Source organism: Methylobacterium sp. J-067 (assembly GCF_022829465.1).
Classification (GTDB): Bacteria; Pseudomonadota; Alphaproteobacteria; order Rhizobiales; family Beijerinckiaceae; genus Methylobacterium; species Methylobacterium litchii.
The window spans coordinates 26,031-43,184 of the sequence record NZ_JAKSXZ010000140.1 but is presented as its reverse complement, the minus strand read 5'-3'; the positions used below and the strand labels follow the sequence as shown (position 1 = coordinate 43,184).

Below are 17,154 nucleotides of genomic sequence, written 5' to 3'. Positions count from 1 at the left end.
CCTCAGGATGAGGTAGGCGAGCAGGACGAACGACCGATCAGCCTCACTTCACCGCGGGCGGGGGCGGCGCGGCCGGGGTCATCGGATCCGCCGGGGTCGCGGCCGGCGCGTCCTTGCGGTCGATCTTCGCCTCGGCGCGCAGCTTCAGGATCAGGTCCTGCTGCGACTTGCGGATGAGGTGCTGGTCGATCTGCTCCTTCAGCTCGTCGAAGGTCGGCTGTGGCTTCGTCCGCTTCTCCTCGACCTTGATGACGTGCCAGCCGAACTGCGTCTTCACCGGGTCGGAAACCTGACCGGGCTGCATTGCGAACGCGGCGGTGGCGAAATCCGGTACCATCCGTTCCTTGGTGAACCACCCGAGATCGCCGCCCTCGGCCTTCGAGCCGGGATCCTTCGAGGTCTCGGCCGCGATCTTGGCGAAATCCTCGCCGCCCTTGATCCGCGCGGCGATCTTCTTCGCCTCGGCCTCGTTGTCCACGAGGATGTGACGAGCGTGGATCTCCTCCTCGGGCTTCATCAGCTTCACCGAGGTGTCGTAGATCGCGTGCTCCGCCTCCGGCGTCACCGCCTTCTTGGCCTCCTGTTCGAGGTAGTCGTCGAGCAGGAGCTTGTCGCGGAAGTAGGCGAGCTTGCGCTTGAAGTCGGGGCTGTCGCCGACCTTGGCCGCCTCGGCGGCCTGCGCGCCGACCTTCAGGTCGACCATGTAATCCACGAGCAGGTTCTTCTTCTGCGCCTCGTCCACGCCCGGCAGGGACAGGGCCGGATCGTCGGAGGCGATCGCGATATCGGCCTGCGTGATCGGCTGGCCGTTCACCGTCGCCACGACAGCGTTAGGGTCGGCGGGGGCGGAGGGCGCAGCCGCCGGCGTCTTGTCGGCCGGGGGCGTCTGGGCCGCCGCCGCGCCGGAGAGGGCGAGCGCAAGCGCGAGCGCAAGCGCGAGCGCGCTGGCGCGCCGGAGCAGAGCATGGGTCGGCATGGGAATACCTCGGTCGGCGTGTCGTTCAGCCGGTTCGGCGGCGGAGGCCCGAGGGGCCCCGCTCGGCCGCCCGTCCGGCGGCGGGAGAGGTGGCCCGGCCGCACGCAGAAGGCAAGCGGAGCCATAATCGGCAACCAATCGGGGCTCCGGCTCTTTCAGGTGCACGGGGCGATGTTTACCTCTATAAGCCGACCCCATTCCGCCCAGGCCGGCCCGCGACGTCACGTCCGTCGGCGGGCACGCCCGTCCGCAGGTTTACGATGCTCGGCTCGCTCGCCAAGAAGATTTTCGGCTCCTCCAACGACCGCCGTGTGAAGGGCTACCGTCCGCGCGTCGCGCAGATCAACGCCCTGGAGCCGGAGATCGCGGCGCTGAGCGACGACGCCCTGCGCGCCCGCACCAACATGCTGAAGGCCGAGCTCGCGGCCGGCAAGAGCGTGGACGACATCCTCGTTCCCGCCTTCGCCACGGTCCGCGAGGCCGCCAAGCGGGTACTGGGCCAGCGCCACTTCGACGTGCAGCTCCTCGGCGGCATGGTGCTGCACGAGGGCGGCATCTCCGAGATGAAGACCGGCGAAGGCAAGACCCTCGTCGCCACGGCGCCGGTCTACCTGAACGCCCTGGAGGGCAAGGGCGTCCACGTCATCACCGTGAACGACTACCTCGCCAGCCGCGATGCTGAGTGGATGGGCCGCGTCTATCGCTTCCTCGGCCTGTCGGTCGGCACCATCGTGCACGGCCTGGACGACGAGCAGCGCAAGGAAGCCTACGCCTGCGACATCACCTACGGCACGAACAACGAGTTCGGCTTCGACTACCTGCGCGACAACATGAAGTACGAGATGGCGCAGCTGTCTCAGCGCGGGCACCACTACGCGATCGTGGACGAGGTCGACTCGATTCTCATCGACGAGGCACGCACGCCGCTCATCATCTCCGGCCCGGTGGACGACCGCTCGGAGCTCTACGTGGCGGTGGACGGCGTGATGCCGCTGCTCGTGCCATCGCATTACGACCTCGACGAGAAGCAGCGCACCGTCTCGCTGACCGAGGAGGGCAACGAGTTCGTCGAGGATGCCCTGCGTGCGGCGGGCATCCTCAAGGAGGGCGACCTCTACGACGCCCACAACGTCACCCTGGTCCACCACGTGACCCAGGCCCTGCGCGCCCACACCCTGTTCACCCGCGACAAGGACTACATCGTCAAGAACGACGAGGTGGTGATCATCGACGAGTTCACCGGCCGCATGATGCAGGGCCGGCGCTACTCGGAAGGCCTCCATCAGGCGCTGGAAGCCAAGGAGCGGGTGACGATCCAGCCCGAGAACCAGACGCTCGCCTCGATCACCTTCCAGAACTACTTCCGCCTCTACAAGAAGCTCGCCGGCATGACCGGCACGGCCTCCACCGAGGCCGACGAGTTCGCGGAGATCTACAAGCTCGACGTGGTCGACATCCCGACCAACAAGGAGATCGAGCGCGTCGACGAGGACGACGAGGTCTACCGTACCGTCGAGGAGAAGTATCAGGCGATCATCAAGGAGATTGGCAAGGCGCACGAGCGCCATCAGCCGATCCTCGTCGGCACGGGCTCGATCGAGAAGTCCGAATACCTCGCCGAGATGCTGGTGAGCGCCGGCTACAAACCCCTCGATTATTCGGACCCGAACGCCCTCACCGACGTCTACGCCGCTGCCCGCGAGGGCCGGGTGACCAAGCGATTCGCCGTGCTGAACGCCCGCTTCCACGAGCAGGAGGCGTATATCGTCGCCGAGGCCGGCGTGCCGGGCGCCATCACCATCGCCACCAACATGGCCGGCCGCGGCACCGACATCAAACTCGGCGGCAACGTCGAGATGCGCGTCGAGAAGGAACTCGCTGGCAAGCCGGAGGGGCCGGAGCGCGACGCGGCCATCGCGGCGATCAAGGCCGAGATCGCGGAGAACCGCGCCAAGGTGCTGGCCTCCGGCGAGCCGGCCGATCCGGCGGCGGGCCGCAAGAAGGACCTGCCCGGCGGCCTCTACATCATCGGCACCGAGCGCCACGAATCGCGGCGCATCGACAACCAGCTGCGCGGCCGCTCCGGCCGCCAGGGCGACCCTGGCCGGTCGAAGTTCTACCTGTCCCTCAAGGACGACCTGATGCGGATCTTCGGGTCCGACCGCATGGACGGGATGCTGCAAAAGCTCGGCCTGGAGCAGGGCGAGGCGATCATCCACCCGTGGATCAACCGGGCCATCGAGAAGGCGCAGCAGAAGGTCGAAGCGCGCAACTTCGACATGCGCAAGAACGTGCTCAAGTACGACAACGTGATGAACGACCAGCGCAAGGTCGTGTTCGAGCAGCGTCGCGACTTCATGGGCCAGGAGAGTGTCCGCGAGACCGTGGACGACATGCGCGAGGGCGTGGTGGACGACATCGTCACCCGCCACATCCCGCCGGATACTTATGCCGAGCAATGGGATGCCGAGGGCCTGCGCGAGGCGGTGCAGCAGACCCTGAACCTCGAAATCCCGGCCGAGGATTGGGTGAAGGAAGAAGGCATCGCCGACGAGGAGATCCGCGAGCGCCTGATGAAGCTCGCCGAGGAGACCTATCAGGCCCGCGTCGAGAAGAACGGCGCCGAGGTCTCGGCCTATATCGAGAAGCAGGTCCTGCTGCAGACCCTCGACCACCTGTGGCGCGAGCATCTCGTGACGCTCGACCACCTGCGGCAGGTGGTGGGCTGGCGCGGCATCGCCCAGCGCGATCCGCTGAACGAGTACAAATCCGAGGCGTTCGAGCTGTTCAACAGCCTCGTGGTGGCCCTGCGCGAGCAGGTGACGGGCCAGCTCTCGCGCATCGAGGTGATGTTCCAGCAGGACGAGGCGCCTCCGATGGAGAGCCCCGCCCTTCCGCCGATGTTCGCCCAGCACCTCGATCCCGTCACCGGCGAGAACGAGATGGCCTATGCCGGCGGCAGCGGCAGCGACGGGGGTGGCGGCCCGGCCTACGGCTATGCCGCGCAGGCGCTCTCCGCCGACACCGCCGTGCTTGAGCGTGACCCCACCGACGAGTCGACCTGGGGTCGCGTCGGCCGCAACGAGCCGTGCCCCTGCGGCTCCGGCAAGAAGTACAAGCACTGCCACGGCAGCTATCAGGCGTGAGCCGACACGCGGTCTTCATCGCCGGAGCGGGGACGGAGATCGGCAAGACCTACGTGACGGCGGCGCTCACGCGCCGCCTTCGCGAGCGGGGCCCGGTCCTCGCTCTCAAGCCCCTGGCGAGCGGCGTCGCGCCCTGGGACGATTCCGCCTTCGGGGAGAGCGACACGGCGCGACTTCTGGCGGCGCAGGGCCTGCCCGTCACCGAAGAGACTGTCGCCGCCTGCTCGCCCTGGCGCTTCGCGGCGCCCCTGGCCCCGGACCAGGCCGCCGCCCTCGAAGGGCGCAGCGTGAGCTTGTCCGCAATCGCCGACTGGTGCCGCGACCGGATCGCGGCCTCCGATTGCCCCGTGGTGGTCGAGGGGGTGGGTGGGCTGATGAGCCCCATCACCGACGCGGCGACCGGCCTCGACTGGATCGAGGCCCTGCGCATCCCGGTCGTTCTGGTGTCGGGCAGCTATCTCGGCGCGATCAGCCACGCCCTCACGGCGGCGGAGGTGCTGCGCCTGCGCGGGGTGGATCTCCTGAACGTCGTCGTGAGCGAGAGCGAGGGCGCCCCGACGCCGCCTGACACGGTGGCGCATGCGATTCGCCGGCATGTGTCCTGCCCGGTCTTCTGCTTGGGCCGAGGGGCATCGGCACCGGATGATCTGGCGGCGTTGCTTGAACGCGCCGTTGGCGCTCAAGCAGAGCGACAATTCACCGAATAGTGTCGGGATGGCGGGCGGGTGTCGCTGGACGGTGACGCTTTGGCGCTTAGCTGATGTGCGAAGAGGCACGTGGCCTCCGCCGATCATCCCCGGAGGTCCGTTGAGCCAGTCCGTCGCTACGGCCAGCGGTGCCGCAATGCCTGAAACCACGGCTCCGGCCCGGGGGCGCATGAGCCCCGCGCTGCTCATGGGTGCCCTCGGTGTCGTCTACGGCGACATCGGCACGAGCCCCCTCTACGCCTACAAGGAGGCGGTGAAGGCGGCGGGCAACGGAACCGCCACGCCGCTCGCCGTCACGGGCGCCGTCTCGTTGATCTTCTGGGCGCTAATCCTCATCGTCTCGCTGAAATACGCGATCCTGATCCTGCGCGCGGACAATCGCGGGGAGGGGGGCATCGTCGCGATGCTGGCGCTCCTCGGCGCGCGGCAGGCGCGGCCGAAAACGCCCCAGGCGCTGCTCCTCGTCGTCGGTCTGGTGGGTGCGGCGCTGCTCTACGGCGACGGCGCGATCACACCCGCCATCTCAGTCCTCTCGGCGGTGGAAGGGCTGAAGATCGATGCGCCGAGCCTCGGCCATTACGTGGTGCCGATCACCCTCGTGATCCTCGTCGGGCTGTTCGCGGTCCAGTTCCAGGGCGTTGCCCGGATCGGGCGGATCTTCGGCCCCGTCATGCTGCTGTGGTTCGTCGCCCTGGCGCTTCTCGGCTTGGGGTCGATCCTGCACGAACCGCGCATTCTTCAGGGCCTGAACCCCCTGCGGGCGGTGGACTACCTGTTCCATGCCGGCTGGGGCATCAGCTTCGCCATGCTCGGCGCGGCGTTCCTGGCGGTGACGGGCGGCGAGGCGATGTATGCCGACCTCGGCCATTTCGGCGCCCGGCCGATCCGCGCGGCGTGGTTCGCCCTGGTGCTGCCGGCCCTGGTGCTCAACTATTTCGGGCAGGGGGCGCTGCTCCTCGCCGAACCCGACGCGATTGAGAACCCGTTCTTTCGCCTCGCGCCGGATTGGGCGCACATCCCCCTGGTGGGGCTCGCCACCCTCGCGACGATCATCGCCTCGCAGGCGATCATCTCCGGCGTGTTCTCGCTGACGCAGCAGGCGATCCAGCTCGGCTTCCTGCCGACCATGCGGATCGTCCAGACCGCCCATGACGAGCGCGGCCAGATCTACGTGCCGGCGGTGAACTGGCTGCTGGCCATCGCGACGCTCGTGGCCGTCGTCGTGTTCGGCTCGTCCGATGCGCTGGCCGGGGCCTACGGCATCGCCGTCTCGATGCTGATGGCGATCACCACGCTGCTCGCCGCACTCATCGCCTTGAAGTGGGGCTACAACCCCATCGCGGTGGTGGCGGTGAACGGCTTCTTCCTCGCTATCGACCTCATCTTCTTCGGCGCTAACAGCGTGAAGATCCTGGAGGGCGGCTGGTTTCCCCTCGTGCTCGCGGGGATCGTCGCCGTGATGATGCTCACATGGCGCAAGGGCAACATGCTGGTGGAGGAGGCGCGGGTGAACCTGCGCCAGCCGGAGGACGCCTTCCTCGAAGGGCTGAGCCACCAGCGGCTGACCCGCCTGCCGGGCACCGCTGCGTTCCTCTCGGCGGCGATCCACGGCATTCCGCTGCATCTGTCCCGGTTCGTCGAGCGCAGCCACGCCCTGCATGAGCGCGTGCTGATCGTCACCGCCCTCTACGAGGAGACGCCGACCGTACCGCTGGAGGAGCGGGCCGAGGTCAGCATGATCGCGCCGAACTTCTACCGGGTGGTGCTGCGCTACGGCTTCATGGAAGACGCCTCGATTCCCGAGGGCATCGCCTGCGCCGTCCGCGACGGCCGGCTGCCGCCGCAATGCGTGGAAGACGTCACGGTCTTCATCGGTCACGAGACCGTGATTCCGAAGAACGATCAGCGGGGCATGGCCATCTGGCGGGAGAATCTGTTCGCGTTCATGCAGAGAAACGCTGAGCGGACAGGCGCTTTCTTCGGTGTGCCGACCCGTCAGGTCGTGGAAGTCGGTACCGAAATCGAGATCTGACGAGCCTCGCCGCACCGGAACCTTGGCCGTCCCCCTTCGTTCGACTCGCCTGAAGAGCCAGCGACCTGTTCCGCTTCCGCCAGGAAACGGCATCGGGTCGCCGAACGGAGGGATTTTCAGATGAACAGTGATCGCTTGGAAGGCGGGATCCGCCACCTGCGCGGCCGTGTGAAGACCGCGACCGGCGCCCTGCGCGGCGCCCCCGGCCGACAGGCCGAAGGGGCGTTCGATCAGGCGGCCGGCGCCGCGCAATACGCCTATGGCCGCGCCCGCGAGACCGCGCACGACCTGCGTCGCGAGGGCGAGCACCTCTACGAAGAGGGCCGCGACCGCGCCCGCGCCCTGGCCGACGAGGCCCGCTCCCGTGGCGAGGCCTTCGCCGACGAAGCCTACGAGCGTGGCCGCCATGTTCGCTCCCGCGCGGTGCATCACGGCCGGGACATCGCCCGCCGGGCCGACGACAACCGCACGACCACCCTCGCCCTCGTGGCGGCCGTGGCGTTCGGCATCGGCTGGCTTGCCCGCCCGAACCGCTGAGCGATGGGTAGCCGCCCAATCGCATAAAGACATCTTTATGTCTTGATTGCTTCCTCGCTCGCGAAGTGGTAGGCCACCGGCCGGATCGCAACGCGAGTGAGGAGAGCCGCATGGCCAAGGATTACGTCGTCAGGGATATCGGGCTGGCCGATTACGGCCGGAAGGAAATCTCGATCGCCGAGAGCGAGATGCCCGGCCTGATGGCCGTTCGCGAGGAATACGGCGCGAGCCAGCCGCTGAAGGGCGCCAAGATCGCCGGCTCCCTGCACATGACCATTCAGACGGCCGTGCTGATCGAGACCCTGAAGTCGCTCGGCGCCGACATCCGCTGGGTCTCCTGCAACATCTATTCGACCCAGGACCACGCCGCCGCCGCCATCGCGGCCGCCGGCATCCCGGTCTTCGCCGTGAAGGGCGAGACCCTGGAGGAGTACTGGGACTACACCTCCCGCCTGTTCGATTGGCATGACGGCGGCCTGCCGAACATGATCCTGGACGACGGCGGCGATGCCACCATGTTCGTCCACCTCGGCCTGCGCGCCGAGAACGGCGACACCGCCTTCCTCGACAAGCCGGGCTCCGAGGAGGAGGAAATCTTCTTCGCGCTCCTGAAGAAGAAGCTCGCCGAGAAGCCGAAGGGCTGGTTCGCCGGCCTCGCCGACTCGATCAAGGGCGTCTCCGAGGAGACGACCACGGGCGTGCACCGCCTCTACATCCTCGCCAAGGAGGGCAAGCTGCTCTTCCCGGCGATCAACGTGAACGACTCGGTCACGAAGTCGAAGTTCGACAACCTCTACGGCTGCAAGGAGTCGCTGGTCGACGGCATCCGTCGCGGCACCGACGTGATGATGGCCGGCAAGGTCGCCATGGTCGCGGGCTTCGGTGACGTGGGCAAGGGCTCCGCCGCCTCGCTCCGCAACGCCGGCTGCCGCGTCATGGTCTCGGAGATCGATCCGATCTGCGCGCTCCAGGCCGCGATGGAGGGCTACGAGGTCGTGACGATGGAAGACGCCGCCCCGCGCGCCGACATCTTCGTCACCGCCACGGGCAACAAGGACATCATCACCCTCGACCACATGCGGGAGATGAAGGACCGGGCCATCGTCTGCAACATCGGCCACTTCGACAACGAGATTCAGGTCGCCGGCCTGAAGAACCTCAAGTGGAACAACATCAAGCCGCAGGTCGACGAGATCGAGTTCGCGGACGGCCACCGCATCATCCTCCTGTCGGAGGGCCGCCTCGTGAACCTCGGCAACGCGACCGGCCACCCGTCCTTCGTGATGTCGGCCTCGTTCACCAACCAGACGCTGGCCCAGATCGAGCTTTGGACCAACCCGGGCAAGTACGAGAAGCAGGTCTACACCCTGCCGAAGGCGCTCGATGAGAAGGTCGCCGCCCTGCATCTCGCGAAGGTCGGGGCGACGCTCTCGAAGCTTCGGCCGGACCAGGCGTCCTATATCGGCGTGAAGGAAACCGGGCCGTTCAAGCCCGAGCACTACCGCTACTAGAACCCTCGCACGCTACACACTATAGGGGCCCGGCGCGCTGCGCCGGGCCCTTCGTTTGTCAAGCCTAATTCGGCACAGGAAGGTGTGTCTTCTCGGTGTCGTTAACGGCGGATTTACCCCCCGGGGCCAAAGCCACGCTTCGTTCTCCTTCCGGCGGGAATCCCCCCCACGGTAAGGTGCCCCCGACTCAGTGACAGGCGTACCGCGGCAGCCCCGGCAGAGGGCATCCGCGGCAGGGTGCGTTTCGCATCGCTCGGGCGCACGCCGGCGGTGACGAGAGCTTGGGGGCATGGCGGATGCGGGTCGGACGTGCGGCGCAGCTGCGGGTCGGCGTGGGGATTCTCGCGCTGTTCGCGGCGGGCGCGGCCTTTGCGGAAATGCAGGACGTCCCGGCGGCTCACGCGCCCAGGGAGATGCACGGCGTCGCCGGGCTCGCCGTCTTCGGCGGCCTCGTCGCCTTCGCGGTGATCCTCGCCCTTCTCTATCTCTATGAGCGCGCCCGCTGGACCCGGCGGGAGCAGGACCTCGTCGCGGCCCTGAACCTGCTGCGCGGCGCCCATGACCGCGCCGAGATGCTGCTGAACGCCGACCGGCAGGTGGTCATCACCTGGGACGAGAACAGCGAGCCGGTGATCGAGGGCGATGTCGGCATCGCGTTGAACGGCGAGCGGGCGGTGGCGGATTCCGCGCGCCGGGTGCTGGCCTTCGGCGCGTGGCTGATGCCGGCCGACGCACAGGCGGTCGAGGCGGCCCTCGACACGCTGCTCACCCGCGGGATCGGCTTCACCCTCGACCTGCGCACCCAGAGCGGGCGCAACATCGACGCCCAGGGGCGGACGGTGGCGGGCCGGGCTCTGCTGCGCCTGCGCGAGACCACCTCCGAGCGGCGCGAGATTTCCGAACTGCGGATCACCCTCGACGAGACGCGGCGCGGCCTCTCGGCGCTGGCGACCCTGCTCGACGCGATCCCGCAGCCGGTCTGGCGCCGCAACCGCGACGGCGGCCTCGCCTGGGTAAACGCCGCCTACGTCACCGCCGTGGAGGCCGCGAGCCGCGAGGCGGTGATCGACGCCGGGATGGAACTCCTCGACCGTCCGGCGCGGGACACCATCGCCCGCGAGGAGGCGGTCGTCGCCGCCGGTGGCCCACGCCGGGCGCCCCGCGTTTCGGCGGTGATGTCCGGCAACCGGCGCGTCCTCGACGTGTACGAAACCGTCCTCGAAGGCGGTCGCGTCGGCATGGCGGTGGACGTTTCCGAGTTGGAGAGCGTCCGCGCCGACCTGCAGCAGCAGATGAACGCCAACGCCCGCACCCTCGATCAATTGCCCACCGCCGTGGCGATGTTCGACGTGGGCCAGCGCCTGATCTTCCACAACGCCGCATACCGCGCCCTGTGGGACCTCGATCCGGCCTTCCTCGACAGCCGCCCCTCGGACGGTGAAATCCTCGACCTGCTGCGCTCGCAGCGGAAGCTCGAAGAACACGCCGACTTCCGCACCTGGAAGCACGGCGTGCTCGCCGCCTACCGCGCCGCCGAGGCACATCAGGCGTGGTGGTATCTGCCGGACGGCCGTACCCTGCGCGTCGTGGCCGATCCGAACCCGCAGGGCGGCCTGACCTACCTGTTCGAGGACGTCTCGGACCGGCTCAATGCCGAGTCCCGTTACAATGCCCTGCGCCGTCTCCAGGCCGAGACCCTGGATACCCTGGCCGAGCCGGTGGCGGTGTTCGGGGCGGACGGACGCCTGCACCTCGCCAACCGCGCCTTCACGACGGTGTGGCGCCTCGACCCAGAGATGGTCGACGCGAAACCGCACGTCGATTCGGTGATCCTGCGCTGCAAGGCCTTCGCCCCGGCCGAGAACCAGTGGCTAGATATCCGCGACGCGGTGGTGGGCCTCGAAGCCCGCGTGGCCCTGGCCCGCCGCATCGAGATGGTGGACGGCACGGTCCTCGATTGCGCGACGCAGCCCCTGCCCGAGGGCGCGACCCTCTTGACCCTGATCGACGTCACAGCCAGCGTGAACGTTGAGCGGATGCTCATCGAGAAGAACGAGGCGCTGGAAAAGGCCGCCGAACTGCGCGACACCTTCGTCCACCACGTCTCCTACGAGTTGCGCTCTCCGCTCACGAACATCATCGGCTTCACCCAGTTGCTCGGCGACGAGACGGTGGGCGCATTGAACACGCGGCAACGGGAATACGCCGACCACATCATGCGCTCCTCCGGCTCGCTGCTGGTGATGATCAACGACATCCTGGACCTCGCCTCCATCGATGCCGGGTCGCTGGAATTGCAGCGCGAGGACGTGGACGTTCACGCGACCGTCGAAGCCGCCGTGCGCGGTCTCGAAGACCGGCTGGCCGAGGCGCGGATCGGCCTTTCCGTCGATGTGCCCGCCGACATCGGCACCGTCCGCGCCGACGGGAAACGCATCCGCCAGATCCTGTTCAACCTGCTCTCCAACGCCGTGGGCTTCTCCGATCCCGGCCAGCGGGTCGAGATCGCCGCGCGGCGCTCCTCCCGCGATCTCGTCCTCAGCGTGCGCGACCACGGGGTCGGCATGTCGCCGGAGGTGAGGGAGCTCGTCTTCAACCGGTTCGAGAGCCACACGCGGGGTACCCGCCACCGGGGCGTGGGCCTCGGCCTCTCCATCGTCCGCTCCTTCGTGGAGCTGCATGGCGGCCGGGTGGAATTGGAGACGGAGCAGGGCGTCGGCACCTGCGTGACCTGCCACTTCCCCCTTCAGGTGCCGGACGAGCCCCAGCCGGAGCGCCGCCCGGAATTGTCACGCATCTCCATCGCGTGACCTCGCGATTGATGTGATTCCGAAACAAATCGGGCGCACTCGCCCCGCGTGGCCGCGCTTGCTTCCGCGAGGCCCGCGCCCCACGGAAGGCGGATGTCCGACACCACGAAATCCGGCTACGCCGTCTTCGCCAACGGCGATTTCCGGCTCTTCGGCACGGCCCGGTTCCTTACCGGCCTCGCCTACCAGATGCAGGCGGTGGCGATCGGGTGGTTCGTCTATGACCTGACCCGGTCCGCCCTGGCGCTGGGCCTCGTGGGCCTCGCCGGCTTCCTGCCCGCCATGCTGAGCGCCCTGGTGAGCGGCCATGTCGCCGACGTCTACGAGCGGCGCATCGTCGGCTCGGCCGCCTTCGCCCTGCAGGCGGTGGCGAGCTTCGGCCTCCTCGCCTACGCGCTGAGCGGGGCCGCGATGGTCGGGCCGATCTACGCGCTGGTGGTGATCGTCGGCACGGCCCGCGCCTTCGCGAACCCCGCCTTGCAGGCCCTGCTGCCGACCCTCGTGCCGGGGTCGCTCTTCAGCTCGGCCATCGCGTGGAACGCCTCCCTCTGGCAGACCGCCTCGGTGATGGGACCGGCGCTCGGCGGCCTGCTCTATGCCCTCGGGCCGAAGGTCGTGTTCGCGGTGGCGGGAACGTGCTTCGCCCTCGCGAGCCTCAGTGTCGCGCTGATCCGGCATCGGCCGGCGCCGGTCACGGAGCGGCCGAAGGTGACGTGGGGCACGCTGCTCGCGGGGATCGGCTACATCCGCTCGCAGCCCGTGGTGCTCGGCGCCATCAGCCTCGACCTCTTCGCGGTGCTGTTCGGCGGGGCGACGGCACTGCTGCCAATCTACGCGGCGTCGGTGCTGCATGTCGGGCCGCTCGGCCTCGGCCTCCTGCGCAGCATGCCGGCGGCGGGGGCGGTGACGATGGCGCTGATCCTCGCCTCATACCCGCTGCGCCGGCATGCCGGCCTCCGCATGCTGCGCGCGGTGATCGTGTTCGGCCTTGCCACCGTCGTGTTCGGCGTCTCGACCTCGCTGCCCCTGTCGATGGCCTGCCTGTTCGTGACGGGCGCCGCCGACATGATCTCGGTCTACGTCCGCCAGAGCTTCGTGCAGGGGGAAACGCCGGATGCCATGCGCGGCCGGGTGGCGGCAGTAAACACCGTCTTCATCGGCGCCTCGAACGAACTCGGCGAGTTCGAATCGGGATTGCTCGCGGCAGCGGTGGGCGCGGTGCCGGCGGTCGTGCTCGGCGGCGTGGCGACGGTGGGGGTCGCGCTGCTCTGGGGTCGCCTGTTCCCGGCCTTGCGGGCGCGGGACAGGCTGCTCACCCAGAGCTGAGAGAGGGCGCCGCTCAGCGCCCCGCGAGGAGCGGCGACCACGTCGGGTCGGAGGCGTAGGCCGGCGTCGGCACCGGCTGCTCGACCTTGCCGGTGATGTCGACCATGTACAGCTTACCGCCGCCCTGGCCGCCCGGATCGCGGAAGAACACCACGTACTGGCCGTTCGGCGAGAAGGACGGGCTCTCGTTGTGGAAGCCTTCGGTGAGCACGCGCTCGCCGGTCCCGTCCGTCTTGGCGACGCAGATCGCGAAACCGCCGTTGCGCTGGCGGGTGTAGGCGATCAGGTCGCCACGCGGCGACCACGCCGGCTGCGAGGCCGAGCCGGTGCCGAAGGTGATGCGGTGCGGGTTCGAGCCGTCCGCGCCCATCACGTAGACCTGCTGCGAGCCGCCGCGATCCGATTCGAAGGCGATCTGGCTGCCGTCGGGGGAGTAGGTCGGCGAGGTGTCGATGGCGAGCCCGCTTGTGATGGGCTTCTGCGCCTTGGAGGCGAGGTCCATCGTCACGATGTCGGCGTTGCCACCCGATTGCACGCTCATCACGAGGCGGCGGCCATCGGGGGAGAAGCGCGGGCTGGCGCTCATCGAATCGACCGAGCCGAAGGCCTGCCGGGAGCCGGTTTCGAGGTTGATCACCTGAACGCGCGGCTGGTGGCCGGCGGCCTGCGCCATGAAGGCGATCTCCTGCGTGCTCGGCGAGTAGCGCGGGGCGACGATCGACATCTCACCCGAGGTGATGGCGCGGACGTTGGCACCGTCCTGATCCATCACCATCAGCCGCTTGCGGCGGTTCTCCTTCGGGCCGGTCTCGTCCACGAAGGCGATGCGGCTGTCGAACCACGGCCCGAGGCCGGTGATCTTGGTGTAGACCTGATCCGAGATCAGGTGCCCGGCGCGGCGCGCGTTGGCCGGATCGGTGGCGTATTGCTGGCCGATCATCTGCTGGCCGGAGGTCACGTCCCACAGGCGGAACTCGACCTTCAGGCGCCCGCCGCCGTCGCGCACCACACGGCCGGTCACGAGGCCCTGCACGCCGGTGGCGCGCCACTTCTCGAAGTTCGGGGCGGCGTCGAAGGGCGGGTTCTCGGGGAAGCGCCCCTTGTCGAGGGGGGCGAAGTAGCCGGAGCGGCGCAGGTTGTTCGTCACCACCCCGCTCAGCAACCCGCCGAGGCTCGGATCGCCGCCGAAATCGGCGACGGCGATGGGGAGGGGCTGGAAGCTGCCGCCACCGATCCTGAGTTGCAGCTGCGCCTGCGCCGGCCCGGCGAAGCCGAGGGCCAGGGCGATAAAGGCGAGGAACGCCAGGAGGTGGGTGGGCCGCGAGGGGCCGTGCCGGCGAGTGAGGCTGTCGATCATCGTCTCGGTCGTGGTCAGACGGGGGAAGGGCGGCGACGGCGGGGGCCTCGGCGGTTACGTCGCCGTGAACTCGAACTCCGCGTTGATCGCCTTCCAGTCGTTGTAATACGGCGCGTAGGTCGCCGGTATGCGATAGGGCGCACACCGCCTGACCGCCCGAAGCGCGGCCTGGGCGATGGATTGGTCCACCGCGCTGGCACCGCCGCGCATGATGCGCGGTTCGTTGCTGAGCGATCCGTCCGGGTTCAGGCGGATGTCGAGCACCGGCAGCACCACGCCCTGGGCCGCGCCGGGCGGCGCCGAGTAGCACCGCTCGATCTGCTGCTGCAGCATGCCGACGAGAGCGTCGCGCAGCGACGGCGACAGGCGCTGCGCGTTCCCCGTGGCGGCGCCGAGGGCGGCGACCTTCTGCACCGCATGGCCGGTGGAGCCGGTCGATTGCGACGGGACCTTGGAATTGAGCATCGAGCGGATGTCGCCCGCGTTGAACTTCTCAGCGAGTTCGGCCTGCTTGCGCGCCTTGGCCTCGCCATCGGCCTTCGCCTTGGCATCCGCCACGGCCTTGGCCTTCGCCTTGGCGGCGGCATCGGCCCGGGCCTTCTCGGCCGCGTCCGCCTTGGCCTTCGCCTCGGCGGCGGCTTCCGCCTTCTCGCGCTCCGCCTCTGCCTTGGCTTCGGCGATCTCTTTCTGGCGCTCGGCCTCCGCTTCGGCCTTGGCCTTCGCCTCCGCGACCTTCTTCGCCGCCTCCTTGGCGGCTTCCGCCTTCGCCTTGGCCTCGGCGGCCTTCTTGGCGGCGTCGGCCTTGGCCTGGGCGGCGGCTTCCGCTTCCTGGCGCTCGATCAGCTTGTCGAGTTGCTCGCGCTTCTCGGCTTCCGCCTCGGCCTTGGCCTTCGCCTCGGCGGCCTTGGCCTCGGCCTTCGCCTTGCTCTCGGCAGCAGCTTTGGCGGCGGCAGCCTTCTCAGCGGCAGCGGCCTTGTCCGCCGCAGCCTTGTCGGCGGCGGCCTTGGCGGCCTTCTCGGCCTCGCGCTTCTCCTCGGCGGCCTTCGCCGCCTTGGCGGCTTCGGCCTCGTTCACGTCCGGCTCGGCGCGCAGGGGCATCTCGTCCGCGTTGGCGAGCTTCATCTCGGCCGTGCGCTTCGGCGCCGTGGGGGCGTCGGTCTTGGAATTCTCGGGCTCGCGCTCTTCGATCTTTTCGGCCTGCTTGTCCGCACGGCTCTGCGCGTTCGGCATCGGCTTGTCGGCCTGACGCTCGCCCTTGGTGAGTTCGGAGAGCTGGTTCTCGGTGACGATCTCGACGGGCACGCCCTCCTGCGCCTCGGGCAGGGCAGGGGCGGAGACGCCGAGCAGCACGAAGCCGAGCAGGGCCACATGGGTGCCGGCCGAGATCCAGACGCCGGGTTCCCGGCGGTCCAACTTGGGCAGGGAGATCGCCAAGGCAGCGCGTCCCCTAGTGCTCGGGCTCGGTGACGAGGGCGACGTGACGGAAGCCCCCGCCCGTCACGATGGCCATGACCTGGGCGACGCGGCCGTAATCGACGCGCTTGTCACCGCGCACGAACACCCGGTCCTCGGTGCCGTTCTTGGCGGCGGCCGTGAGCTTGGCGACGATGCTGTCGTCGGTCAGTTCGTCCTCGCCGAGGAAGATCTGGCCGGTCTGCCGGATGGAGAGGGTGATCGGCTTCACATCCGAGTTGAGGGGCGACGCCTTGGATTGCGGCAGGTCGAGGGGCACGCCCACCGTCATCATCGGCGCCGCCACCATGAAGATGATGAGCAGCACCAGCACGACGTCGATGAACGGCGTCATGTTGATTTCGTTGATGGCGCCGCTGCGGCGACCGCGCCTGCGCCGCCGCTTCGTTCCGCCTTGTCCAGCCCCTGCCGCCATGGCCATCGGTCTGTCTCCTCAGGCGGCCAGCGACAGGCGTTCGTCGATCTGCCGGGACAGGATCGCCGAGAATTCGTCCGCGAAGCCTTCCAGGCGCGACTGCGCCTTGGCGACTTCGGCCTGGAGCTTGTTGTAGGCCAGCACCGCCGGGATGGCGGCGAACAGGCCGATGGCGGTGGCGAACAGCGCCTCCGCGATGCCCGGCGCCACGACGGCGAGGGAGGTGTTCTTCGAGGCCGCGATCGAGGTGAAGGCGGTCATGATGCCCCACACCGTGCCGAACAGGCCGATATACGGACCGGCCGAGCCGATGGAGGCGAGGAACAGCAGGCGCGATTCGAGTCGCTCGACCTCGCGGTGGATGGTGACGTCGAGCTGCTTCTCGATGCGCTGGGAGAGCGATTGGACCTGACGGCCCGAGCCCTCGAAGGAGCGCTTCCACTCGCGCATCGCGGCGACGAAGACGGCGGCGAGGCCGGTGGCCGGACGGTCGTTGAAGGAGCGGAACAGCTCCTCCAGGGAGCGGCCGGACCAGAACGCGTCCTCGAAGGCGTCCATCTCGCTGCGGATGCGGCGGAACAGGAGCGTCTTGTCCACGATGATCGACCAGCACCACACCGACGCGCTGAGCAGACCGATCATCACGATCTTCACGACAATATGGGCTTGGAGGAACAAGCCGAGCAGGCTCATGTCGGCCACGGGGGCGGCGGCCTGCATCGCGTCGGCTGGGTTCATCCGTCGAAGTCTCCTGCTCCGAGCCGGCGCGGCGGCATGAGCGCCGCGGGTGCCGGAAGTGCGAGCGATATCAAGGGTATCGCCCGTGAATCTGTCGAAAGTAAGGGCCGGGCCCTTCCGCGGTCG

The 17,154-nt window shown here is 68.7% G+C and carries 12 protein-coding genes; 7 read left to right on the top strand and 5 right to left on the bottom strand.

Translation table 11 applies throughout. The features are described 5' to 3' along the window. Positions 1-43 precede the first annotated feature (43 nt). On the bottom strand, positions 44-976 hold the full coding sequence (locus MKK52_RS21115) for a peptidylprolyl isomerase (RefSeq protein WP_243957312.1): 933 nt from the start codon (positions 974-976) through the stop codon (positions 44-46). 260 nt (positions 977-1,236) lie between these two features. Here MKK52_RS21115 and secA point away from each other — a divergent pair, with 260 nt between their 5' ends. The 7 genes from secA to MKK52_RS21080 all read left to right on the top strand — a co-directional run bounded on the left by secA (position 1,237) and on the right by MKK52_RS21080 (position 13,045). Continuing rightward, on the top strand, positions 1,237-4,122 hold the full coding sequence (gene secA, locus MKK52_RS21110) for a preprotein translocase subunit SecA (RefSeq protein WP_243957310.1): 2,886 nt from the start codon (positions 1,237-1,239) through the stop codon (positions 4,120-4,122). Then, on the top strand, positions 4,119-4,829 hold the full coding sequence (gene bioD, locus MKK52_RS21105; protein ID WP_243957308.1) for a dethiobiotin synthase: 711 nt from the start codon (positions 4,119-4,121) through the stop codon (positions 4,827-4,829). Before secA ends, bioD begins: the two co-directional genes overlap by 4 nt. A 100-nt stretch (positions 4,830-4,929) precedes the next feature. Next, complete coding sequence (locus MKK52_RS21100; protein ID WP_409564708.1) at positions 4,930-6,861, top strand: potassium transporter Kup; 1,932 nt, start codon at positions 4,930-4,932, stop codon at positions 6,859-6,861. 120 nt (positions 6,862-6,981) lie between these two features. Beyond that, complete coding sequence (locus MKK52_RS21095) at positions 6,982-7,398, top strand: CsbD family protein (RefSeq protein ID WP_243957304.1); 417 nt, start codon at positions 6,982-6,984, stop codon at positions 7,396-7,398. A 110-nt stretch (positions 7,399-7,508) separates the two neighbouring features. Further along, positions 7,509-8,909, top strand: coding sequence for an adenosylhomocysteinase (gene ahcY, locus MKK52_RS21090; protein WP_243957302.1), 1,401 nt, complete (start codon positions 7,509-7,511; stop codon positions 8,907-8,909). Positions 8,910-9,205: 296 nt separating this feature from the next. Further along, positions 9,206-11,719 (top strand): sensor histidine kinase, encoded by a 2,514-nt coding sequence (locus MKK52_RS21085; RefSeq protein ID WP_243957300.1) that lies wholly within the window; start codon positions 9,206-9,208, stop codon positions 11,717-11,719. Positions 11,720-11,812: 93 nt separating this feature from the next. Further along, the gene (locus tag MKK52_RS21080) at positions 11,813-13,045 is read left to right on the top strand and encodes an MFS transporter (RefSeq protein ID WP_243957298.1); all 1,233 of its coding nucleotides are present in this window, start codon (positions 11,813-11,815) and stop codon (positions 13,043-13,045) included. Positions 13,046-13,058: 13 nt separating this feature from the next. Here the strand turns inward: MKK52_RS21080 and tolB are convergent, their stop codons facing one another. From tolB to tolQ, 4 genes are read right to left on the bottom strand one after another with little or no spacing between them, the layout of a single operon-like run. Continuing rightward, the gene (gene tolB, locus MKK52_RS21075; protein ID WP_243957296.1) at positions 13,059-14,402 is read right to left on the bottom strand and encodes a Tol-Pal system beta propeller repeat protein TolB; all 1,344 of its coding nucleotides are present in this window, start codon (positions 14,400-14,402) and stop codon (positions 13,059-13,061) included. A gap of 54 nt (positions 14,403-14,456) precedes the next feature. Beyond that, positions 14,457-15,830, bottom strand: a complete 1,374-nt coding sequence (gene tolA / locus MKK52_RS21070; RefSeq protein ID WP_409564715.1) for a cell envelope integrity protein TolA — start codon at positions 15,828-15,830, stop codon at positions 14,457-14,459. Between the two features lie 19 nt (positions 15,831-15,849). Then, the gene (locus MKK52_RS21065; protein WP_243957292.1) at positions 15,850-16,296 is read right to left on the bottom strand and encodes an ExbD/TolR family protein; all 447 of its coding nucleotides are present in this window, start codon (positions 16,294-16,296) and stop codon (positions 15,850-15,852) included. A 12-nt stretch (positions 16,297-16,308) separates the two neighbouring features. Beyond that, the gene (gene tolQ / locus MKK52_RS21060; RefSeq protein ID WP_243957291.1) at positions 16,309-17,028 is read right to left on the bottom strand and encodes a protein TolQ; all 720 of its coding nucleotides are present in this window, start codon (positions 17,026-17,028) and stop codon (positions 16,309-16,311) included. Between the last annotated feature and the right edge of the window lie 126 nt (positions 17,029-17,154).